21 protein-coding genes and 1 riboswitch are annotated in these 20820 nt (G+C 75.7%); of the genes, 8 read left to right on the forward strand and 13 right to left on the reverse strand.

Going from position 1 to position 20820, the window contains the following annotated elements; translation table 11 throughout:
- Window positions 1-59 precede the first annotated feature (59 nt).
- The 3 genes from ACIPYS_RS29365 to ACIPYS_RS29375 all read left to right on the forward strand — a co-directional run bounded on the left by ACIPYS_RS29365 (window position 60) and on the right by ACIPYS_RS29375 (window position 2508).
- The gene (locus ACIPYS_RS29365) at window positions 60-611 is read left to right on the forward strand and encodes a DUF6328 family protein (RefSeq protein WP_400751610.1); all 552 of its coding nucleotides are present in this window, start codon (window positions 60-62) and stop codon (window positions 609-611) included.
- A gap of 75 nt (window positions 612-686) precedes the next feature.
- Window positions 687-875, forward strand: a complete 189-nt coding sequence (locus tag ACIPYS_RS29370; RefSeq protein WP_231978096.1) for a CsbD family protein — start codon at window positions 687-689, stop codon at window positions 873-875.
- 346 nt (window positions 876-1221) lie between these two features.
- Window positions 1222-2508, forward strand: a complete 1287-nt coding sequence (locus ACIPYS_RS29375) for a PP2C family protein-serine/threonine phosphatase (protein ID WP_400751613.1) — start codon at window positions 1222-1224, stop codon at window positions 2506-2508.
- 99 nt (window positions 2509-2607) lie between these two features.
- Here the strand turns inward: ACIPYS_RS29375 and ACIPYS_RS29380 are convergent, their stop codons facing one another.
- Complete coding sequence (locus ACIPYS_RS29380) at window positions 2608-3408, reverse strand: VOC family protein (protein WP_400751682.1); 801 nt, start codon at window positions 3406-3408, stop codon at window positions 2608-2610.
- A 202-nt stretch (window positions 3409-3610) separates the two neighbouring features.
- On the opposite strand from ACIPYS_RS29380, the gene ACIPYS_RS29385 reads away from it, so the two are divergent.
- Window positions 3611-4171 carry a hemerythrin domain-containing protein gene (locus tag ACIPYS_RS29385; RefSeq protein WP_159425180.1) on the forward strand — a complete coding sequence of 187 codons (561 nt, stop codon included), beginning with the start codon at window positions 3611-3613 and terminating at the stop codon, window positions 4169-4171.
- Window positions 4172-4323: 152 nt separating this feature from the next.
- On the opposite strand, the gene ACIPYS_RS29390 is transcribed toward ACIPYS_RS29385, so the two are convergent.
- Window positions 4324-4884, reverse strand: a complete 561-nt coding sequence (locus ACIPYS_RS29390) for a type 1 glutamine amidotransferase domain-containing protein (protein ID WP_093863967.1) — start codon at window positions 4882-4884, stop codon at window positions 4324-4326.
- A 506-nt stretch (window positions 4885-5390) separates the two neighbouring features.
- Between ACIPYS_RS29390 and ACIPYS_RS29395 the strand changes: the two genes are divergently transcribed.
- Window positions 5391-5699: a hypothetical protein gene (locus ACIPYS_RS29395; RefSeq protein WP_093863966.1), complete on the forward strand. Its 309-nt coding sequence runs from the start codon at window positions 5391-5393 to the stop codon at window positions 5697-5699.
- 155 nt (window positions 5700-5854) lie between these two features.
- Here the strand turns inward: ACIPYS_RS29395 and ACIPYS_RS29400 are convergent, their stop codons facing one another.
- The 3 genes from ACIPYS_RS29400 to ACIPYS_RS29410 form a co-directional block, all read right to left on the reverse strand.
- The gene (locus tag ACIPYS_RS29400) at window positions 5855-6274 is read right to left on the reverse strand and encodes a hypothetical protein (RefSeq protein ID WP_400751618.1); all 420 of its coding nucleotides are present in this window, start codon (window positions 6272-6274) and stop codon (window positions 5855-5857) included.
- 166 nt (window positions 6275-6440) lie between these two features.
- A complete protein-coding gene (locus ACIPYS_RS29405) occupies window positions 6441-6902 on the reverse strand; it encodes a hypothetical protein (protein ID WP_400751621.1) in 462 nt (153 codons plus the stop codon).
- A gap of 162 nt (window positions 6903-7064) precedes the next feature.
- Window positions 7065-7445 (reverse strand): SRPBCC family protein, encoded by a 381-nt coding sequence (locus ACIPYS_RS29410; RefSeq protein WP_400751624.1) that lies wholly within the window; start codon window positions 7443-7445, stop codon window positions 7065-7067.
- 254 nt (window positions 7446-7699) lie between these two features.
- Between ACIPYS_RS29410 and ACIPYS_RS29415 the strand changes: the two genes are divergently transcribed.
- Complete coding sequence (locus ACIPYS_RS29415; protein ID WP_159425178.1) at window positions 7700-7924, forward strand: hypothetical protein; 225 nt, start codon at window positions 7700-7702, stop codon at window positions 7922-7924.
- A 254-nt stretch (window positions 7925-8178) separates the two neighbouring features.
- On the opposite strand, the gene ACIPYS_RS29420 is transcribed toward ACIPYS_RS29415, so the two are convergent.
- The 5 genes from ACIPYS_RS29420 to ACIPYS_RS29440 all read right to left on the reverse strand — a co-directional run bounded on the left by ACIPYS_RS29420 (window position 8179) and on the right by ACIPYS_RS29440 (window position 13011).
- On the reverse strand, window positions 8179-8622 hold the full coding sequence (locus ACIPYS_RS29420; protein ID WP_400751628.1) for a hypothetical protein: 444 nt from the start codon (window positions 8620-8622) through the stop codon (window positions 8179-8181).
- Window positions 8619-8894 carry a hypothetical protein gene (locus tag ACIPYS_RS29425; protein WP_400751630.1) on the reverse strand — a complete coding sequence of 92 codons (276 nt, stop codon included), beginning with the start codon at window positions 8892-8894 and terminating at the stop codon, window positions 8619-8621. The genes ACIPYS_RS29420 and ACIPYS_RS29425 overlap by 4 nt, the downstream gene beginning before the upstream one ends.
- A 351-nt stretch (window positions 8895-9245) precedes the next feature.
- Complete coding sequence (locus ACIPYS_RS29430) at window positions 9246-9629, reverse strand: STAS domain-containing protein (protein ID WP_400751633.1); 384 nt, start codon at window positions 9627-9629, stop codon at window positions 9246-9248.
- 542 nt (window positions 9630-10171) lie between these two features.
- Window positions 10172-11200, reverse strand: coding sequence for an RNA polymerase sigma factor SigF (locus ACIPYS_RS29435; RefSeq protein ID WP_400751636.1), 1029 nt, complete (start codon window positions 11198-11200; stop codon window positions 10172-10174).
- A 593-nt stretch (window positions 11201-11793) separates the two neighbouring features.
- A complete protein-coding gene (locus ACIPYS_RS29440; protein ID WP_400751639.1) occupies window positions 11794-13011 on the reverse strand; it encodes a glycosyltransferase in 1218 nt (405 codons plus the stop codon).
- Between the two features lie 261 nt (window positions 13012-13272).
- Here ACIPYS_RS29440 and ACIPYS_RS29445 point away from each other — a divergent pair, with 261 nt between their 5' ends.
- Both ACIPYS_RS29445 and ACIPYS_RS29450 read left to right on the forward strand, forming a co-directional pair.
- Entirely contained in the window at window positions 13273-14331 is a 1059-nt protein-coding gene (locus ACIPYS_RS29445; protein WP_400751642.1) for an NAD(P)-dependent oxidoreductase, read from the forward strand.
- 182 nt (window positions 14332-14513) lie between these two features.
- On the forward strand, window positions 14514-15236 hold the full coding sequence (locus ACIPYS_RS29450) for a hypothetical protein (protein WP_400751645.1): 723 nt from the start codon (window positions 14514-14516) through the stop codon (window positions 15234-15236).
- A gap of 46 nt (window positions 15237-15282) precedes the next feature.
- Here ACIPYS_RS29450 and ACIPYS_RS29455 read toward each other — a convergent pair whose 3' ends face one another.
- From ACIPYS_RS29455 to ACIPYS_RS29465, 3 genes are all read right to left on the reverse strand, one after another.
- Window positions 15283-15753: a hypothetical protein gene (locus ACIPYS_RS29455; RefSeq protein WP_093863955.1), complete on the reverse strand. Its 471-nt coding sequence runs from the start codon at window positions 15751-15753 to the stop codon at window positions 15283-15285.
- Between the two features lie 58 nt (window positions 15754-15811).
- The gene (locus tag ACIPYS_RS29460; RefSeq protein WP_400751648.1) at window positions 15812-16945 is read right to left on the reverse strand and encodes a peptidase; all 1134 of its coding nucleotides are present in this window, start codon (window positions 16943-16945) and stop codon (window positions 15812-15814) included.
- Between the two features lie 104 nt (window positions 16946-17049).
- Window positions 17050-17189, reverse strand: a riboswitch (cobalamin riboswitch).
- Between the two features lie 302 nt (window positions 17190-17491).
- Window positions 17492-20311, reverse strand: a complete 2820-nt coding sequence (locus tag ACIPYS_RS29465) for a M4 family metallopeptidase (RefSeq protein WP_400751651.1) — start codon at window positions 20309-20311, stop codon at window positions 17492-17494.
- Between the last annotated feature and the right edge of the window lie 509 nt (window positions 20312-20820).

Genomic DNA, 20820 nt, shown 5'->3' on the forward strand with positions numbered 1-20820 from the left:
CGGACCCACGAGGAGCACGAGCACGGCCGACGGCAACGGAGCGGACGGAGGTGGGCCGGATGCCACCGGGGACCACCGGGCGAAGCGGCGCCGCCTCCGCCCGCACGGGGCGGCGGGAGTCGGCGGACGAGCGCGCCGACCGCCGCTGGAACGACCTGCTCCAGGAGGTCCGGGTCGCCCAGACCGGCTCGCAGATCCTGTTCGGCTTCCTGCTGAGCGTGGTCTTCATGCCGCGTTTCGCCCAGCTGGGCGCCTTCGACGGCGGCCTCTACGTGCTCACCGTGGTCCTCGGCGCCCTGGCCACCGGCGCGCTCACCGCCCCCGTCTCCTACCACCGGCTCTTCGCCGGCCACCGGCTCAAGCCGCAGCTGGTCGAGGCGGCGGCCCGGCTGGTCGCGATCGGTCTGGTGCTGCTGGCGCTCACCATCGGCACCGCGCTGCTGCTCCTGCTCCGGGTCGCCACCGGGAGCGCGGCGGCGGCCTGGATCGCGGGGGCGGTGATGGCCTGGTTCGCGGCCTGCTGGCTGCTCCTGCCGGTGCTCCACCTGCGCCGGCACCACCACGACCCGACCCGCGACCGGCCCGTCGGCCGGGGCCGGTCCCCCGACTGAGGCACGGGACGAGTGACGCATGGAACGCCCCGACGGGGGCAGACGCGGTTCAGGCGGGCACCGGCCCGTCCATCGATGGGAGGCAGGACCATGGCCACCGACGACAAGATCCGCAACATGGCCGAGAAGGCCCGTGGCAAGGCCAAGGAGGTCGCCGGGCGGGCGACGGGCGACCGGACGATGGAAGCCAAGGGCCGCGGCACCCAGATGAAGAGCGACCTCAAGCAGGCCGCCGAGAAGATCAAGGACGCGGGAAAGGAGTGACCCCGCGGGCCGAGGACCGGAACGGACGACGAACCCCGACAGAGGTGACCGCCATGACCGAACCCGAGCAGCCCGCGCGCGAACCCAGGGACCCTCCCGTCCCGGAGCCGGACTGACCCCGCCGGACCGACCCGGCCGGCCACCCGACGTCGGCGAAATCGGCCCGTCCCTCGGAGGGGCGGGCCTTCGCCGTGCTGTCGCCGGGGCCCGCCGAACCGCCCGGCGCCCGGCGCAGGTCGCGCCGCCCGGCCCCTGTTCGGCCCCGCCCGCCGGTCGGCGGGCCGCGCACCACGGCCGGTCCGGCCCCAGACTCGAAGAAGGACAGGACGGCGAAGGGATCGGCGCGATGGCGGAGGAGGAAGCCGCGCTGGCCCGGTTCCTGGAGCGGTCGCACACCGCCTCCCCGCGCTTCCTGCCCCGGCTGGTCGACGAGACGGCCCGCCGGATGGGCATGGCGTCGGCGACCGTCTACCTGACCGACGTGCAGGAGGAGCAGCTGGTACCGCTGCCGGGCCCGGGCGAGGACGAGGGCGAGACGCTGGCGATCGAGGGAACGGTCGCCGGACGGGCGTACCGGACCGTGTCGGTGCAGTTGTCCCACCACGGGCCGATGGCTCTCTGGCTGCCGCTGGTCGACGGCATCGCCCGGATCGGCGTGCTCCACGTCGCCGCCGACCGGATCACGCCCGAGCTGCTGGACGGCGCCACGCAGCTCGCCGCGCTGACCGCGCTGACCGTCGTGTCCAAAAGCGGGTTCAGCGACCTGTTCAGCCGCGTCTCCCGGCAGCGACCGATGACCACCGCGGCGGAGATGGTCTGGGCGTTCCTGCCCCCACGCACCCTGGGCACCGACCGGGTCACCTCCGCCGCCGCACTGGAACCGGCCTACGAGATCGGCGGGGACGCCTTCGACCACGGCCTGGACGACGGACACCTGCACCTGACCGTGGTCGACGCGATGGGCCACGACCTGTCCTCCGGGCTGGCCTCCGCCGTCGCCCTGGCCGGCTGCCGCTCCACCCGCCGCGCGGGCGGCACCCTGAGCGACATCGCCGACCGGATCGACGACGACCTGCACCGCTGGCAGCCCGGCGGGCTGCTCACCGGCGTCTTCGCCCGCCTGGACCTGGAGACCGGGCAGCTCACCTGGATCAACGCCGGCCACCCGCCGCCGCTCCTGATCCGGGCCCACCACGTCGTTCCCGGCGCCCTGGAGGCGCCGGGCGAGCTGCCGCTCGGCCTCGGCCCCGGCTACCCGCACTCCCGCACCGTGCACAGGGTCCAGCTGGAGCCCGGCGACCGCGTCCTCGTCCACACCGACGGCGTCACCGAAGCCCGCTCGGCCACCGGCCGACAGTTCGGCGAGGACCAGCTCGTCGATTTCGTCACCCGCGCGCTCGCCGCGGGCGAGCCCGCACCGGAGGCCCTGCGCCGTCTCGTCCACGCCGTCCTCGACCGCCACGACGGCCGGCTCCAGGACGACGCCACCATCGTCCTCGCCGAATGGCACCCCCCTGACCCGTCCGGCCGCCATGAGGAGCCGGGCCCGGAAGCCGCCCGGACCGACCCGCTGCCGTCCCGGACCACTGCCCCCGGCGACCGCACCGACCACGCCGACCGCCGGACGGCGTAGTCGGGAGGTGTGCGCCAGGGCCGTGGCGCACACCTCCGACGACACATGGCGCCTCCCGGCGGTCGGGAGCCGGTACCGGGGGTCGCGGGCCGGGGCCGGTCAGCCGGCCGGGTCCTCCGGTACCGGCCAGGTGATCACCGAGAAGGCGCCGCCCTGCGGGTCGGCGAGCACGGCCAGCCGGTTGGCGCCCATGTCGAAGGCCGGGGTGAGGACGGCACCGCCGGCGCGGACGACGGCCGCCTGGATCGCGTCGACGTCGTCCACGTTGAAGTACGGCTGCCAGTGCGGCGGAACGCCCGGCGGGAAGGTCGACAGGTCCATCATCCCGCCGACCGCGCGGCCGTCGACCTTGAACTCGATGTACCCCTCGGCGCCGGGCTCCTGCGAGCGGCCGGTGGTGACCGGCAGCACGGCGGAGTAGAAGTCGGCGGCCGCCGCGCGGTCACGGGTGGCGAGCTCGTTCCAGATCAGCGCGCCGTGCTCGTTGACGATGCCCGCACCGTCGAAGGTCCCGGGCTGCCAGAGGCCGACCACGGCCCCGGTCGGGTCCGCGATCACGGCCATCCGCCCGAGGTCCATCACGTCCATCGGCCCCATCACCACCGAACCGCCGGCATCGGTGACGGTCTTGAGCGCGGGATCCAGGGAGTCGGTGGACAGGTACGTGGTCCACACCGTCGGCGGCATCGGGTCGGGAACGGTGCCGTCCGGGTTCGACGCCTTCATGATCCCGGCGACCGGCTTGCCCTTCAGGGTGCAGACCGAGTAGCCGCCCTGCTCGGCGGGCCCGATCTCGCCCTGCCAGCCGAACACCTCCCCGTAGAAGTCGAGCGCCGCTTGCTGGTCGGGCACCATCAGGTCGATCCAGCACGGGGTACCGGGCTTGTAGGGGCCGTTCATGTCGGGCACGGGATGCCTCCGGGAGCGCGTTCGGCGGGGACGGACGGGCGGTTCCGTACCCGCCCCACCGTCCCGGAATCGGACCGCACGGGTGAAAACCGTCGGAAGGGGGCGGTCCGGCCCGCGCGGACCGGTTGGGGCGGACCGATCGGGGCAGACGCCGGGGTTCCAGCAACCACACCCCGCCTGCACGGAGGCACCCATGAACGGGCCGGACGGACTCCTGGGCGAGCTGTGCGTCGAACACCGCGCGCTGGAAGCACTCCTGCGACGACTGGACCTGGTCCACGCCCGGGGCGAGCACGCCGTGGCCGACGGGGGCCGGCTGCTGACCGAGCTGGCCGCCCTCCTCGACGAACACACGGCCGTCGAGGAGGCGTACTTCTATCCGCTGGTCGTCCGCCACCTCCCGGCCGGCGGAGCCCTCGCGGACGCGGCGCGGCACGCCCACGCGGCGGTCCGGCGGCTGCTCGCCCGGGCCGCGGACGAACGGCTGCCCGCCTCCGACCGCACGCGCTGCACCGGCTCGCTATTGGTCCTCCTCCGGACCCATCTGCGCGGGGAGAACGAGCGGCTGTTCCCCCTGGTCCGGGCCGCCGTACCCGCGGCCGAGCTGCGGCGCCAGGGCGAGCGGCTCGCCGAGGCCCGGCCGTGCGGGAGCGGCGCCCCGGTCTGGGGCCTGCCGCCGGGCACCGGGGCGATCGCCGCCGTCCGGGACCGGCTCACCGGCCACAACGGCGCGGACCACCAGAACACCCCGTGACCGACCGCACCCCGTCGACGGCGGGCGACTGCGGTGAGCGGCACGGGTGGGCAGCACGGGCGGACGGACGGCACGGACGGACGTGGCCGCACGGGCGGGCGGGCGGCACGGGCGGACGTGGCCGCACGGTGCCGACCGCCGGAACGCGCGCGCTACGCCGCGGCGGCGCGGCGCAGCGCGCTGTCGATGCCCTGGGTGAACGGGCCGAGGTCGTCCGGGTTGCGCGAGGTGACCAGGTGCCAGCCGCCCGTGTCGTCCTCGACCAGCGGCGCGTCCGCCCACTCGGCGCCCGCGTTGGCGAGGTCGGTCCGCAGGGACGGGTACGACGTGAGGCGCTTGCCCCCGACGACGCCCGCCTCGACCAGGAGCCACGGACCGTGGCAGATCGCGGCGATCGGGCGGCCCGTGGCACTGAAGGCACGCACGAGCTCCACCGCCTCGCCCCGCAGGCGGAGGCTGTCGGCGTTGACCGTACCGCCGGGGATCAGCAGCAGGTCGTAGTCCGCGGGGTCGACCTCACCCAGGGTGTGGGTCGGGGCGACCGTCTCGCCGGGCTTCCTGTCCCGCACCAGGGTGTGGACGACCTCCGCCTCCGCCGCCGCGATGTCGACGTGCACGCCGTCGTCGCGCAGGTGGCGCACGGGGACGAGGAGTTCGTCCTGCTCGACGCCGTAGTTGGTGACGATGGCCAGGGCCTTGGTCTGGTGGGTCATGGTTCTCCTCCGAATCGGCCGGCCCCGTACGGCGGGGCGCCGGGCAGGGCGCGGTGCGCCCCGGATCCCTGCGGGTACCCGGCGGTCCCCGCACCATGCCCCACCCACGCCGGGTTTCCGACGAACACCGGGAGCGCCCGGCACTACGGCCGAGCCGCCACCGACGGTGCACCTCGCCTGTGCGGGCGCCCCCCGTTCGGGTGGAGGCGACCGGCCGTGGCCCCGGCACCGTCGCATGTGGGCACGGGCCTGCCGGGCGGGTGGCGCGCGGGTGTGCGGCAGCGTCCCCGTCCGGGCAGGCACCCCGCACCGGACGAACGTGCCGCCTTCTTCGCCGCGGGTGCGGAGCACGGCCGCCGGGGCACCGGTCGGCGGCCGTGCTCCGCACACGATCGCCGGGCCGACACCAAGATGGAACCTGTCCGGGCCCGTGGGAGGGCCCGTCACCCCCACTGACGGCGGCTCCGCACCCGCGAGCCGTCCCGCTCCGAGGAAACCTGACCGCCATGACCACCACCGCCCAGTCCGCCTCCGCGACCGCCCTCGCGGTGGGCATCCACCGCGACCACCGGCGGCGCCTGCTGCTGCGCCTGCACGACGGGCAGCGCGCCGTCAGTCTCCCGCTGAGCCACCACGACATCGCCCGGATCCCCGAGCCGGAGCCCACCGGTCCGCAGCCGTCCAGCATCGTCCGCTGGCTCTCGCCGCCGCTGGCCGTACGGATCCGGACCGTCCCCGGCGGCCGAGGCGTCCTCTTCACCGGCCTCGCCGCACCGGCCCCCGGCCGCTCGCACCGGCCCGCGGGTGACTCCTGACGCTCTTCCGGCACGACCGACCCGGTGGCCCGGCCCGCGCGTCCGGCCGTCCTTCCCGTGCCCTGCCCCGGTCGTCCGGGTCGGGGCGACGGCGGCGCTCCGGAGGGGGCGCGCCGCCGTGCGACGCGTGGGAGGGGCTCCGCCGGGCAGCGGTCTCAGCGCCGCGGGCCGCCGTTGGGCGGAGCGGCGTACGTACCCAACCCGAGCGACCGTTCCAGCTCGTCGATGCGGTCGCGGCAAACGGCATGGCGTTGCGCCGCCGCCGCTGCCTCCCGGCCCTGCTCCCGGGCGAACAGCACTCGGCGCCCCACCGTCCGGACCGCGAGCGCGGGCAAGGAGAGCGGCCGGATCAGGCCGGTGATGAGCGAGAGGCATTCGGCCTGCGGTCGTTCACTCAGTTCGAACACGGCTGCCGCAGCCTGCTCGCTCGGAGCGGAACCGGCACCTGGTCCAGGACCGGGCGCAGGAGCACGACCCGCCAGGAGGTAGCGATTGCGCAGAACGGTGAAAGCCACCTTCGTGGTGACGGCAGCTCCGGTGCAGTGGACCGCGACGGCAAGGACGATGAGCCACATCCGCGTGCACGCCTCCTCGGTGAGCCGGCCTCGGGCACCGCCCGTCTGCCCGGTCGTCCCCGGATCGAAACAGGCGTGCGACGCCGGCCGTAAGCACCGCCGCGGCGGGCCCGTGACGCGGCGCGCCCGGGGCCGGGCGGCGCTCGCCGTTCGACGGCGGCCCGGTTCACGGGGCGCCCGGGTCCGCAGGACCGTCCGGTTCGTCCCCCACGCCGTCCAGGTCGCCGTAGCGGGCGCGCCACTCCTGGGCCCGGGCGTTGTGCCAGTCGACGCCCTGCTGGGCCTGGTCCTCCGACAGGCCGCTGAGGGCGGCGACCACGCCGAGCGGCACCGGCTCGTCGTAGTCGGCCAGCGTGCGGCAGACCTTGGCCGCGTACTGCTCCTCGGGGACGAACGGACGGCTGCGGTAGACCTCGACCAGCGCGGCCAGGTGCCCGGCCGAGCACGCCGTCACCACCCGCCTGCCGTCGAGCTCCGGATCGGAGACGTGGACGGCCGAGGAGTCGGGGACGATCGCGCTGAGCAGGTCCTCGGCGAGGACCGCCAGGCCGCAGTGGTCGCAGATGTCGTACGCGGACGCGTCGGCCGCGCCTGCGCCGACGTCCGCCGGGGGTTCGTTGTGCTCCACGTCCGGCGCCTACCCGGGGAGCCCGCGGACAACCACCGGGCGCGGGGCGCGGAGCGGCGCGGCACCGGAGGCAGCGGCAACACGGACACGGGCAGGGCGAGGCACGACGGCACCCCAGTCCGTACGGGACCAGGGGCGGTGTCGCGGCGGCCGTACCGGGGCTCAGCCGGGGGTGATGCGGCCGCGCCGGCCTCCTTCCGCCCGTCCCCGTTCCTCGACGAAGTCCTTGAACCGCCGCAGGTCGCCCTTGACCCTCCGGTCGACCCTGCCCATGGCGGAATTGGCCTTCTCGGCCAGGCCCTCGGGCTGGAACTCCATGGCCAGGCTGACCCTGGTGTGCACGTCGTCGATGCTCCTGAAGGTGACCACGCCCTTCTGGTCGACGTCGCCGTCGACGGTCCGCCAGGCGATCCGCTCGTCCGGGAGCTGGTCGACGATCTCGGTGTCGAACTCGCGGCTGACGCCCCCGACGCTGGTCCGCCAGTGGTTGTAGGCGGCGTGCAGCGGCACGTCGACGTCGACCGATTCCTTCACCGTGCTCATCCGGTGCCTCCCTGCTGGTTGTGGTGCCGGTGGTGCTGCGGATCGGGGCCGGACACGTCCGGCCCCGGCCGCGCGCCTGCCCCGACGTCCCGCCGGTAACCCTCGGGACCCCGGCGGGTCCAGCGGTCTGCCCCGGCCACGGGCACGCCAAACCTCCGCAGTCGGGAAACGCCCCAGTGGGTGACACCCGGTGGCCGCCCGGCCCGGCCCGGGATTGCATGGGAGAGCCCCAACCCCTGCTCAGGGAGGCAGTCGTGTACGAGATGTGGGCCGAGACCGATGCGGCGGTGGAGCCGTCCGGTCTGATGTGGCACGTGGTGTCGAAGGACGACGCGTCGACGGCGCTCTGCGGGCAGTTGCTGGAGCTGTCCCGCCGGGTCGTGCCGAACGGTGTGGAGACGCCGATAGGGGCGCCGGACCGCTACTGCGATCCGTGCCTGGTGTCGGTGCGCGAGACCATGGCGGCCGCCGACCACTGAGCGTCGGCCACTGAGCGCCGGCCACGGAACACCGACGGCGGAGCACCGACGGCGGAACACCTACCGCTCGCCGTCGGCCGCTCGGCCTCGTGCGCCCGACATCGGGCGCGACGGCCCCGGCCGGGGGGGCCGTGCGGACAGGTCCGGCCCGCCCGCGCCTCCCGTCACGGGTTTGTCCGCGCGCCGGGCGGCCAGCCGCCCGGCATGGACACCCGGCCGCTGGCCGACGCGCTGAACGGCGTGCCGTTCGGCCCCTATGGGTCCGCCTCCTCGAGGTGGTAGAGGGAGCGGTGCACCAGGTACTCCCTGGCCTGCCGGCGCTCGCCCTCCGTGAGGAGGTAGACGGACGGGCCGCCGCCGCCCGTCGCGCTCAGCATGTCCTCGACCAGGTCCGCGAGCGGCGGGACCGGCCCGGCCTCGGCGCGGAGGGCGGCCAGGAAGGGGCGTTCCGGGGACTGCCGGAAGGCCAGCAGTCCTGGGTCCCACTCCCAGTCGGGATGCGCGCCGGGAAGGCGCCGGTCGTGCAGTTCGTAACAGAGGTGGAGGGCCAGTTGGTGGTCCTGGCCCCAGGGGTCGCCGCCGGCGGCCGGTGCCGGCCGGGCGGTCCCGTCCGGCGGACCGGCGGAGACCAGTTCCAGCACCGCCACGGAGAGCGGTCCGCGGGCCGCCGGCGGCAGTCGCCTCGTCGCCGTCCTCATCGCCGGTCCGCCCCGGCGGCGGAGGAGCCGGGAGCTCCCGGTCGGTCACCGCTCCCGGCCGACCGCCGCAGCAGCAGCCCGGCGCCGCCGAGGGCCAGCAGCCAGCCGCCGATCAGGGCCCACAGTACGGGCGCCGCGTCGGTGGCGAGGCCGGCGGCCAGCAGCACCAGCGGCAGAAGTCCCAGGGTCGGCAGCGCCCGTGGACGCGCTCCGCTGGTGGCCGCCCACACCCGCCCGCGTACCGCGAGCGCCCGGGACCGCGTCCCGGCCACGATCCGTCCTTGCCGCCTCATCCCCGCCGACCTCCCTCTCCGCCTACGCGGTCCGGTCCCCCGCCCTGCGGCTTCCCCGAAAGGCGCCCGGCGAACGTCGGACCGCCGTTTCGCCGTGGCATCGCCACGACCTGCACACAAGCACGCACGGCACGGCAGCCGCCACGCGGGGCGTCGGCAGGCGATTAGGCGAGCGGGCAGGCGGAGGGCCGGGCAAGCAGTAGGGAGCAGGCGGCCAGGAACGGCACGGGCGGGTCGGGCACGACACGTGCAGGTCGGGCACCGGCGGGGCAGGTCCGACCGGTGCCCCCGAGCGGGACGTTCGACCGTCGCGGCGCGGTCAGGGCGCGGTCACGGCGGCAGGCTCTCGCGGAGGGTGAACGCGTCGATGGCGCCGGTGAGTTCGAGGACGCGGCGGACGATCGGCCGAAGCCGGGCCAGCTCGATCCGGGTCTTCCGCTCCCGTGCCCCGACCGCGGCGTCGAGGAGCGCGGACAGGCCGGTGGAGTCGCAGAACGCGAGGTCGCCGCAGTCGACCAGGAGCACGGTGCCGGGGGTGGCCGGAGCGCGGTCGAGTGCCTCGCGCAGCACCGCCACCGTGTCGAGGTCGAGCTCTCCGTGCAGCGAGAGCACGGTGCCGAGGGCCGACGGCCGGGTGCGGACGGTGAGTCCGACCGACTGGTCCGGGGCGGCCGTGACGGCCCCGGGGGGCGGGCGGGGCGGGCGGCGGGTCATGACGGATGCTCCTGTTCGTTCGCGGCGGCCGGTCGGGCGCGTTCGCAGCCGGGCCCGGCCCGTGCGGCGGGTCCGTGGATCGGTGCGGGGTCCAGGCGCTTCGGTACCGGGCGGCGCGCACCGTCGGCGGCCGTGGTCATCGAACCGCCGGTCGCGGCGAGCGCCGGGGAACGCCGGAGCGGACGCTGCGGACGCTGCGGACGCTGCGGACGCTGCGCACGGCGCGGCCGACGGCACACGTGGCGGGCGCCGAAGGTCAGGCTGCCGACAGGTGCCTGCGGAGACGGTCGGAGCCGCTCCGGAACGCGGTCGGGAACCTCCGCTGCCACCGCGCTCTCCTCTCTCGTACCGACGGCCCCCCGCAGCGCGGGTATCCGCTGCGGGGGGCCGGAAACACGAGGAAGCACCGGAATTCCCGGTCGGAGGGTCTGCTCCGTTCCGTCCGTCGGATACCGGGTCGGCGCCCTCCGGACTCCCGGGGTGCGGCCGCCCCGCCCGGAGTCGGCCGCCCGGAGTCGGCCGCCCGGACCAGCCTCGTGGAGTCAGCCTCGACCCTGCTCCGAAGAGGACCCGGGACCGTCCGGGTCGTCGCTCCAACCCGCCGCGTCCCGGTCGTCCAGCTGTTCGCGCAGGTGGGCGAGGGTGGCGGAGAGCAGCCTGGACACGTGCATCTGGGAGACCCCGATCCGCGCGGCGATCTCGGACTGGGTCCGGTCCTCCCAGAACCGCATTTCGAGCACCGTCTGCTCGCGCCGCGGCAGCTGCCGGAGGAGCGGCCGGACGGCGGTGCGGAAGTCGGCGAGCTCGATCCCCGGATCGCACGAGCCGAGCCGGTCCAGCAGCGCGCTGCCCGACTCGTCGGTGTCCTGCTCACGCGGGGCGTCGAGGGAGTTGGGCCGGTAGACCCGGCCCGCGATCAGACCCTCGACCACCTCGTCGACGTCGAGGTCGAGCGCCTCCGCGATCTCCTCCGGGTGCGGCAGCCGGCCGAGCTCCTGCTCCAGCCGGTCCGAGCCACGGGCCACGGCGAGGTAGCACTCCTGCATCCGGCGCGGCACCCGGACCGGCCAGGAGGTGTCCCGGAAGAAGCGCTTGATCTCGCCGGCGATGGTGGGGATGGCGTAGGTGACGAACTCGACGCCGCGCCCCGGGTCGTAACCGTCGACGGCCTTGATCAGGCCGACGGTGCCGACCTGGAGGATGTCGTCCATGTCCTCGGGGCGGTGACGGAAGCGGCCGGCGATGAACCGCACCAGCGGCATGTTCAGCTCGATGATGGTGCCGCGCACGTAGCTGTACGCGTGGGTCTCGCGGGCCAGGCCGGCGAGGCGGTCGAAGAGCGCGTCGCTCAGCTCGCGGGCCTCGGTCTTGCCCATGGCCCGCAGCTGCGCCTCGCTCGGGCGCGGGGGCAGGTCGGGCGGCGGGTCGGCCGGGTGCCAGGGCGACGGGATGTCGGTCGGCGGGACAGCGGTGGCGTCCTGGGGGACGCCGTCGGCGGCGGCGGGCAGGGCATCGGGGGTAACGGGCGGCGGGTCGGTCCGACGGCCGACGTCCGACATCGTTGTGGACACGGCGGTTCTCCTGGGCAGCGGGAACGCCTCGGACCGCGAGAGGGTAGGGCGTGATCGCCCGCGCACTGCGGCCCCTCTTCCCGAAGACCTCTGCCCGGCTTCTTCAAGCGACGGTCCAGGTGGCGCCCTGTGCGGGCGCGGGAACGGCGTGCGGTGCTGTGCGACCGCTCCGGTGGTTCTGGTACCCGACATGGAGCGGTTCATTCTGATTTGTCGGCTTGAATGTTCTCCGGTCCTCGATGTTTCCCGGCCCCGTTCCACCGGGGTCTGTTGCAGGCTCGGGTCCGCACACCGTGCGTCACCGGGCGTCGGGCGTCACCGGCAGTAGGCCGGACGGCACGCCACGCGTCACCGGACGTCGGGCGTACCCGCTCGTCCCGCCCCGGCCGGGCGGCGGTCCGCCCGCAGGTCGCCCTCGATCTCCGCCAGGATGCGGCGTTCCCGGCTCGACAGGCCCGGTCCGTCCATCACGGCCACCTCCGCACCACGGTGCTCACCCCCCGGACACCGGGCGGGTGCCCGGGCCGCGGCACGGCAATCCGGCCGGCGACCCCGAGTACCCGGGTCCCGCGCCGCACCGGCCCGGGGGCGGGTCAGCACCCGTCGAGCAGCAGGCGCGCGGCCACCTCCGCGCCGTCGGTGCGGACGGCGGCGGCCACGGCGGCGGCCCGCCCCCGGGTCCGCGGCGCCAGGACGGTCCGCAGCGCGGCGGCGACCGACTCCGCGGTCGGAACGGCCGTGTCGTGCACCGCCCCGATGCCCAGTTCGGCGACCCGGGCGGCCCAGTACGGCTGGTCGACGATCTGCGGCACCACCAGCTGCGGCGCACCCGCCAGGGCGGCCGCCGTGGTGGTGCCCGCGCCGCCGTGGTGCACGACGGCCGCGACTCGGGCGAACAGCGCCCGGTGGTTCACCTCGCCGGTCACGAAACGGTCGTCCGGAGCGCCGTCCCCACCCGCCGACAGTTCCGCCCAGCCCCGGCCGACGACCACCCGGCGGCCGGCGGCGACGGCCTGCTCGACGGCCAGCCGGGCGACGTCCTCCGCCCCGCGCATCGGCATGCTGCCGAAGCCCACGTACACCGGCGGCTCGCCCGCGTCCAGGAAGGCGGTCAGACCGGCGGGCAGCGGGCGCGGGTCCGGCAGCAGCCAGGCGCCGGTCTGCACCACGTCGAGGTCGGCCGGCAGCCACGGGCCCAAGGTCGGGTCGGTGGCCAGCCAGGGCCGCCCGGTCAGGACGTGGTCACGGACGTTCTCCACCACCGGCAGGCCGACCGCCGTCCGGTGCGCGTTGACCGCCCCGCCGAACAGCGCGTTCATGCTCTCGACGTCCAGCTCCCACAGCTCCGTGCTGTCCGCCCCCGCGGGCGGCGCAGGCCGGCCCGGGTACTGGAACGGCGGGTGGTGCGGCGACGGCAGGACGGTGGGCTGCAGGCCCGCGTAGACGAACCGGGCGCCCGCCGTCTCCGCCGCCGCCCGGGCACCGGCCGCGCTCGGGAACAGCCCGGTCGCGACGACCGCGCCGCCCGCCGCCGCCTGCCCGAGCACCGCCTCGTAGGACGCCGCCGTCAGCCGGGCCACCCGGGTGGGGAAGTCCACCGGCGCCGCCGGGGCCGCACCGGTCACCAGCGCCCGCACCGGGTCGCCCACCGGCACCACGGGGACGCCGAGCGCGGCCGACCGGGCCGCGAACTCCTCGTCCGAGGGCGCGCAGAGCCTTGCGTCCGCGCCCAGTTCGCGCAGTCGCACCGCGAGCCCCAGCATCGGCTCGACGTCCCCCCGCGACCCGTACGTCGACAGCACCACACGCATCCCGCCCCCTCCCGCCACACCTGTTCCGGTTTCGACGGTGATTCTCCGACGTCCCCGGGGCCTTGCGGCAAGCCCCCGGGTGCGCGGTAGCTTGGCAGCGGCAGTGATCATCAATCAGCTCCCGCGCCCCTCGTTGCAACCGCACCGCGCCGCACCGTGCCGCGCCGTGCCGCACCGCGTCACGTCGCCCCGCGTCGCCGTGCGTCCGTGGGGATCCGGCCGGGGCAGAACGGGGGCCCGGTGGGGCGGAACGGGGGCCCGGTGGGACGGAACCGGATCCTGTTGCTGGACGCGGCGCCCGGGGACCTGCTCCGCGTGGAGCTGGAGCGGCTGCTCGGCCACGGCCTGGAGGTCACCCTGAACCTGCGGCGGGTCGCGGACCCGGCCCGCGCCCGCTACGACTGGGACGGACGGGTGGCCTTCACCGACTTCGACCCCTTCGACGAGGCCGCCCTGATCGCCGCGACCCTGCGCGACGGCGGGCACCGGGCCGTCAAGTCCCGGGCCGGGGTGCCGATGCGCGCCGGGTTCCTCGCCGCCACGGCCGCCGGCACGACCGAGGCGCTGAGGGTGATCGGCCGGGCCGGAGCGGGCACCGACCACGTCGACCTCGGCGCGGCCGCCCGCCTCGGGGTCGCCGTGACCCACACGCCCGGGTCCAACGCCGACGCGGTCGCCGAGTTCGCCCTGGCCCAGCTGCTCGCCCTGAGCCGGGACCTCGTGCAGCACAACGCGGCTTCGCACCGGGGCGACTGGCGCACTCCGGCGTCACCGTCGCGGGCCCTGTCCGAACTGACCCTCGGCATCCTCGGCCTCGGCCGGACCGACCGCGCACTGGCCGGCCGGGCCCGCGCCCTGGGCCTGACCGTCCTCGGCCTCGGCCGCGGCCCGGCGGCCGAGGAGGACGGCGTCCGGCGGGCGGGCTCCCTCACCGAACTGCTGACGACCAGCGACGTGCTGTCCGTCCACCTGCCGCTCACGGCACGCACCCGGGGACTGATCGGCCGCCGCGAACTGGCGTCGGTGCGGCCGGGCGCGGTCCTGCTGAACACCGCCCGGGGCGGGATCGTCGACGAAGCGGCCCTGGCCGACGCCCTGCGCGATCCCGGGCACCCGCTCGCGGCGGCGGCCGTCGACACCTTCGAGCACGAGCACGCCGCTTTCGCCTCACCGCTCTTCGGGCTCCCGAACGCCCTGCTGACGCCGCACGTCGCGGGGATGACCCGCGGTGCCATGGCCGAGGCCGCCGTCCGCTGCGCCGACCACGTGGCGGCGCTGCTGGCCGGTCGGCCGGAGGGCGTGCCGGTGGCGACGGGCTGACGAGCTGACCGGCTGACCGGCTGACGGGTCGTCGGTTCCGACCCTGCCGTTCGGCAGGGGTGGAGCCGCCGGGCGAGCTCGGTAGATGTGCCGATCGGTACATGTGCGGGTGGGGGTGCCGCGACCAGGATTGGGGGCATCGAGAGGGCGGCCGACGGGGCCGCCGGGGAGGGAGACCCACCATGTTCCGCATTCGTACCCACAACCGTGCCGCCGTCCGGACCGCACGTGCCGCTCGGGCTGCTCGGACCGCACGGGTTGCCGCTGCCGCCGGGCTGGCCCTCGCCGCCCTCTCGGGCGTCGCGCCGGCCTCCGCCGACACCCTGTCCACGGACGGCGTGTCCACGGTTTCCCTGTCCGGCGAGTCCGGGCCCGCCGGCCGGGGCGACCGGCCCGAGCGGACGGCGAGCGTCAGCGGCAGCGCCCGGATCTCGTACGCCTTCTCCCCGGACGACGAGATCCGGTTCACCGTCGACGCCCGCGCGAAGCCCTACTCCCGCCCCCTCCCGGGGACGAACTCGCCGAACGGGCTGCCCACCGATGCCGTGGGCACGGTCCGCTACTCCCACCGCGTGGCCGCCACCGGCGAGGTCCACAGCGCCGAGGCCGAGGTCGACTGCCTGAGCACCGGCGGCCCGGTCGCCACCCTGACCGCCGTCATCGGCTCGGACACCGAGAACCGCAAGGAGCGGATCGGTCTCAGCGTCTACCAGGGCAGCGGCCGCGACGGCGCCCGCCTCGGATTCTCCTGGGGCGTGGCCAATCTCGACCTGGACGCCGACCAGAAGCCCTACCAACCGGTGGTCGGCACCTGCATGGCTCCGGCGCCGTTCGCCCCGGTGCTGCAGGGCGGTTTCACCGTCCACCACGTGGAGTTGGAGGCCCCGAGGACGCCCGGCCGGTAGGGCGCGGTCCGGGCCGGACCGCGCCCTGGGGAGAGCGGGGCCGGGGTCAGGGCGCGGTGATGCCCGGCTGGGCACCGGCGCCGAAGGACCAGCCCTCGACCTCGCCCGGGGCCGGGTTGTAGGAGCCGGCGCCGAGGCTGCTGTAGGACCACGGGCCGCCGTGCGGGGCGTGCCAGTACGACCAGTAGGCGGTGCCGGTGGGGTTGGTGCAGGTCGTCGGCAGGGCGTTGATCTTGCAGACGAAACCCGGGAAGCGCGGGTGGAAGGAGTAGGAGAAGCCGGCGCCGGTGATCGCGGCGAGGCCGCTCGCCGGGTCGCCCGGGGCGCAGCCGGTCTCGATGCCACCACCGAGGGCGGTGAAGTCGACGACGACGGTGACGCCGGAGGTGCCGGAACAGGCTGCGGCCTGCGCCTGCGGGGCGGTCGCGGTGGAGACGCCGAGCAGGCCGGCGGTGAGGGCCGCAGCGGTGGCGAAGGCGCCGAGGGTACGGCGGGCCGGGTGGACGGAGGTGGTCATGGGCGTGCTCCTGGGGTGTGGCGGGCGGCAGTGCGGGTCACGGGCGGGCGGGCGACCGTCAGGGGCGCACGGCCGGGGCCGGGCAGGCCAGGGTCGGGGCGGACGGGCGGGCGCCGTGGGCGCTGAGGCCGGCCAGGCCCTGGCCGGAGAGGCCGAGGACGGCCTGAGCGGTGGCCCGGGCGGCGTTGGCGGGGTTGAAGCCGCTGGCGTCGTAGGCGACGGCGCCGCGCACGGAGGGGTCGGCCGAGCAGCCCTGCTGGAGCTTCACCAGGCTGCTCCAGCCCTTGAGGCCGCTGATGAACCGTCCGCCGGGGAGCAGGGCGGAGGTGGCCAGGCCGGTGCTGTTGGCGTTGGAGGTGGTGGCACCGGCCGCGGCGAAACCGCCGTCGGTGTTCTGGTGGGCCGTCAGCCAGTCCAGGCCCGCCTTGGCCTTGGCGCTGCGGCCGGTGGCGGCGAGCGCCTGGGCCGCGAGCGCGGTGGCGTCGGCGTCGGCGGTGCAGGTGGCCTGCCCGAAGGAGACCGGGAAGCCGCCGTCGGCGCACTGGGCGGCGGCCAGGAAGTCGACGGCCGGGGCCGGTACCCCACCGGGGGTGCGCTGGAGGGCGATCAGGGCGAGGGACTGGCCGAAGGCGTTGCTGTAGTCGCCCCACTGGGAGCGGTCGGAGAAGCGGCCGCTCGGCGTCAGCAGGGAGCGCAGCCGGGCGGGCAGGTCGACGCCGCCGAAGGCCGACGGGGTGGCGCCGCGCACCTCGACGACCAGCAGGAGCTTGGCGGTGGCACCGGCGTAGGCCTCGGTGGTGCCGTCGCCGAGGTAGCCGCTCAGGATGTCGGGGCGGGCGAGCCAGGCGGTGGCGCGGGCGGCGGCCTGGTCGGCGCTGCCCGCGGCGGCGAAGGCGAGCACGGCGTCGATGGTGAGGCCCTGATCGGGGTAGGCGGTGCCGTCGAAGACCGACTCGAAGTGGTCGCCGTTGACCAGCTGGCGCGCGAGCCAGCCGGCCGCGGCGGCGTCAGGACGGTAGGTGGTGGCGTTGTCGCCGGAGGCCGGGGCCGCAGCGGTGACGGCCGGCGCGGTGACGGCCGGGACGGGCGCGGCAGCCTGGGCGGCGGTGGCGGCGGGGAGGGTGGCGGTCAGGGCCAGCGCGGATATCGCGAGCAGGCGGAGCGGGCGGCGGCGGAGCGCGGAGTCGGACATGCGAGGCCTTTCCGGGCCTGGGCGCACGGGCGACCGCCGGCGACCGCGCGGGACGGACCGCCCGACGGCTCCGGGAGCCCCTGGCCGCAGACCACGACGGGAGGAGGGGACACGCCTCCGCCGACGGGTACTCGGGCTCGCCACCGACTGCCGTCGGCGGCCTACCGTTGCGGGTCAGCGCCGGAATTCGACCGGACTTCCCCCGACGGCGGAGTCAGAACATGACGGCTCATGATGTCGGCTCGGCCGAGAGAGGGTCAAGGCCGGTTCGAGGTCGGATCGCCGTCGCCGGGTCTCGGCTGACAGGACCTCAGCGGCCCGGGCCGCCGGGACCGGCGGGCGGTGGTCCGTCACCTGGACCGCACAGGCGGGTCGTCGGTACCAGCACTTCGGCGACGAGCCTGCTGCGGCGGGAGCGGCGGTCCGGTCACGGCAAGGACCCGCCCGGCTGCCGCAGGGATGCGGCGGCCGGGCGGGAGACCGGGGCGGACGGGGGCCGGGCTTCGGGGTCGAGAGCCCTTGGGTCCCCGGGGCAGCCGCCTTCGGTCAGCAGGTGCCGGCCGCGCGCTCGCGCACGACGAGGTCGGTACGGCCCGCCGTGGCGTCCAGCCAGACCACCCGGGTCCCCCGGTCGGCCACCGGGGAGTACTGGCCGCCCCGGTTGCAGGACATCCGCTCCGGGGTGCCGCCGGTGAGCGGGAGCTGCCAGAGCTTGGGCAGGTCCGTGTTCCTGGTGCCGCCCGTCACCGGGCGAGCGGCTTCGGCGAAGGTGACGGCCCGGTCGGAGGCGGTGAGGCCGGAGATCCGGCGCGGCTCGGTGCCGGTGCCGAGCCTCGGGCCCGCGGGCAGGAGGTCGCTCACCCCGGAGCCGTCCAGCGCGCCGGAGCGGATCGTGCTGCCCTTCGTCCGGTCGAAGGGGGTCTCGACCCACAGCAGCCGGCCACCGGCCAGTCGGGTGCTGCCGACCTCGGTCCCGGCGGCGGCGTTCGCGTCGTCCACCACGTACTGGGCGACGACCTTGCCGGCGGCGAGCGAGTAGACCGTCGGCGCGCTCACCGTCCGCTCACCGACCTGCCAGCTCTCGGTCCAGGCGAGCAGGCCGTCCCGGAAGGCGAGGGCGGAGGCCCGGTGGCCCTCCGGCAGCGCGATCGGCACCGCCGGGGCGCCGGCGCGGGAGAGCACCGGCCCGCCGCGGCCGGTGGCGTAGTCCGTCATCAGGAAGGCGACGTCCCCACCGGAGACCCGGACATCGCCGAAGTACTGGTTCGCGCCGCGCTGGACGCTGCGCGCCGGGCCACCGTCGAGCGGCCGGGCCAGCACCTCCATGCCCCAACCACCGTCGGCCCCCGGCCCCATCGCCACCCACGCGGCCGTCGTACCGTCGGTCGCGGGCCAGCCGTGCGAGCGGCCGTCCTCCGCGCTGAGCCGGGCGGGCTCGGCGGAGCCGGCGACGGCGCCCGTGTACACGGCCATGCTGCCCTTGGCGCCCTCGCCCGCGGTGGCCGCCACCCAGCGGCCGGCCGCGACGTCCGGCGCCACGCTCTCGGTGGAGAGTTCGCGCAGCAGCGGCCGGCTGTCCACGCCGATCCGGCGCTGCCAGCCGGCCTTGATCCCGTGGGCGTCGAAGGCGGCGGCCACGGTGCGGAGCCGGGCACGGTCGAGGCCGAGCGCGCGGCCCGCGGCGAGCACCGCGTTGCGGGCGTCGACGAAGTCGTCCAGCGGGGTGAGGTACTCGGCCAGCGCGCGGTAGACCAGACGGTCGGCGAGGAGCGGGTCGAGGGTGCGCCGGATGTCCCACAACGCGCCGGAGAAGATGGTGGAGTTGAGGTGCACGCCGCCGTTGTCGACCCCGGCGGGGGCTCCGACGTAGTCGGCGACGGTGGTGCGGCGGTCGTCCAGCCGGCGGTCGGCGCAGGCCTCGGGGGTGCCGGTGCGGCAGAGGTCCTCACCGAGCAGCGCGGCCCTGGGGTCGGTCATCGGCATGCCTCGGCCGGTCACCTCGATGGCGTTGCCGAAGTAGTCGGCGACGGCCTCGTCGAGGGCACCGGACTGGCCGAGTCCGACCAGCTCCGCGGTGTGCTTCACGACGCCGTGCGTCATCTCGTGGCCGGCCACGTCGCGCGCGGCGGAGAACGGGAGGTACTTGCCGCTGCCGCCTCCGTAGACCATCTTCCGGCCGTCCCAGTAGGCGTTGTCCAGGGGCTCGCCGAAGCTGGTGACGTTGACGACGGAGGTGATCGGTCCGCCCTTGCCGTCGATCCCGTCGCGGCCCAGTCGGTCGCGGTAGAAGTCGTACACGGCGGCGGCGTTGAGGTGGGCGTCGGTGGCGCCGCTGGTACCGGTGACGGCCGGGAAGTCGGTGGTCGGCGAGGCGGCGGGGTGGGCGTCGGCGGGCAGGGTGCTGAAGTCCAGCTCGTCGCGACCGGCCGCGTCGTAGGTGGTGACGGTGGCGGGGCGGGTGAGGTCGACGAGCTGGTAGGTGCCGTCCGGGAGTCGGCCGATGTTCACCCGGGCGGGGCGGCCGAGGGCGTCGGGCGCGGTGCCGGTGGCGGGTTCGAGGGCCGGGGCGGCGGCGGCCGCGTCGGGAGAGGTCGCGGCGGCGGATGCCGCGACGCCCGCCGCGACGCCCGATGCCGCGGCGCCCGGGACGTCGAGCGGGTACGGGGCGCGTACCTGGTAGGAGAGCGCGACCTCCCCGGTCGAGGCGTCCACGAACACCTCCTGCGCCTTCGCCGCCCACACCGCCGGGTCGCTCCCGCGCACGGTGAAGTGGCGGGCGAGCCGGCCGGCACCGCCGGGCAGCACCACCGGGCCGCGGTCCTCGGCCGTCGCGCCGGCGCGGGCCACCGGGTCCTGGACCGCGCCGATCGCGAGCCGTCGCAGCACCTCGTCCGGAACGCTCTGCACGGTCGGGGCGGTGAGTCCGGTGAAGTACTTGCCGCCGGCCGACTCGACCCGCTGTCCAGTGCCTTCGCCGACCAGGTGAACCAGGTACCGGGCCCCGAAGACGGGTATGCCGCCGTGCCGCTGCTCGAACCTGACGGTGCGCCGGCCGTCGGCGGCACGCTCCACGCCGGCTTCGACGAGCTGTCCGGGGTCGATCCGGTAGCGGTCCTGATGGGCGGCCAGATGGGCGCGGGCCGCCTCGGCCGGGTTGTCGCCGGGGGCCGCCTCGGCGAGGCCGGTGACCAGTTGCGGCGCCCCGGTGTCCGACCCGGCGACCAACCCGGGCACCGGGTCGGCGTCGGCGGACGGTCCCCCGGCCGGTCCGGCGAAGGCGGGTGGCACGGCCACTCCGAGGCCGAGCACGGCGGCGATCGCGACACCGAGCAGCTTGGGTCCGGGTGTACGGGAACGGTGATGCACTGCGGTCCTCCCACGGGAAGCGGCCGGCCTGACGGCGTGCCAGGCCATGCACGGACGGCGGACGCCCACCCCCACGGCTCGTCCGTTCTCCGGAGCCGGCGGTCCGTCCTGCGGATCAACATAGGCCATCTCTCTGCATATGTCGATCGACTGCATATGCAGACCGACCAATGCGTCCGACCCCGACCGGAGAGCACACCCGGCACCCACCGCCACCGACCCACCCCATCACCCCGCCCCACCACCCAGCCCCACCACCCAGCCACACCCGAGCAGTTGCCCTTGCCGCCACCCCCGCACCGCGCGAATGTCTACAGCAAAGTAGACGAATTAGGGCGACCTTAGTAAGGTGCACCTAAGCTCCCCGGCCGCCGTCCGCACAGCGGTCACGACGCCGCCGAGCACACCCCCGACCCTGACCGCTGGAGCCCGCATGTCCGCCCGTCGTTCCACCGCCGCCACGCTGCTCACCCTCGCCGTGGCGACCGCCGCCCTGGCCGGCTGCTCGC

This window comes from Kitasatospora sp. NPDC089913 (assembly GCF_044748625.1).
GTDB lineage: Bacteria > Actinomycetota > Actinomycetes > Streptomycetales > Streptomycetaceae > Kitasatospora.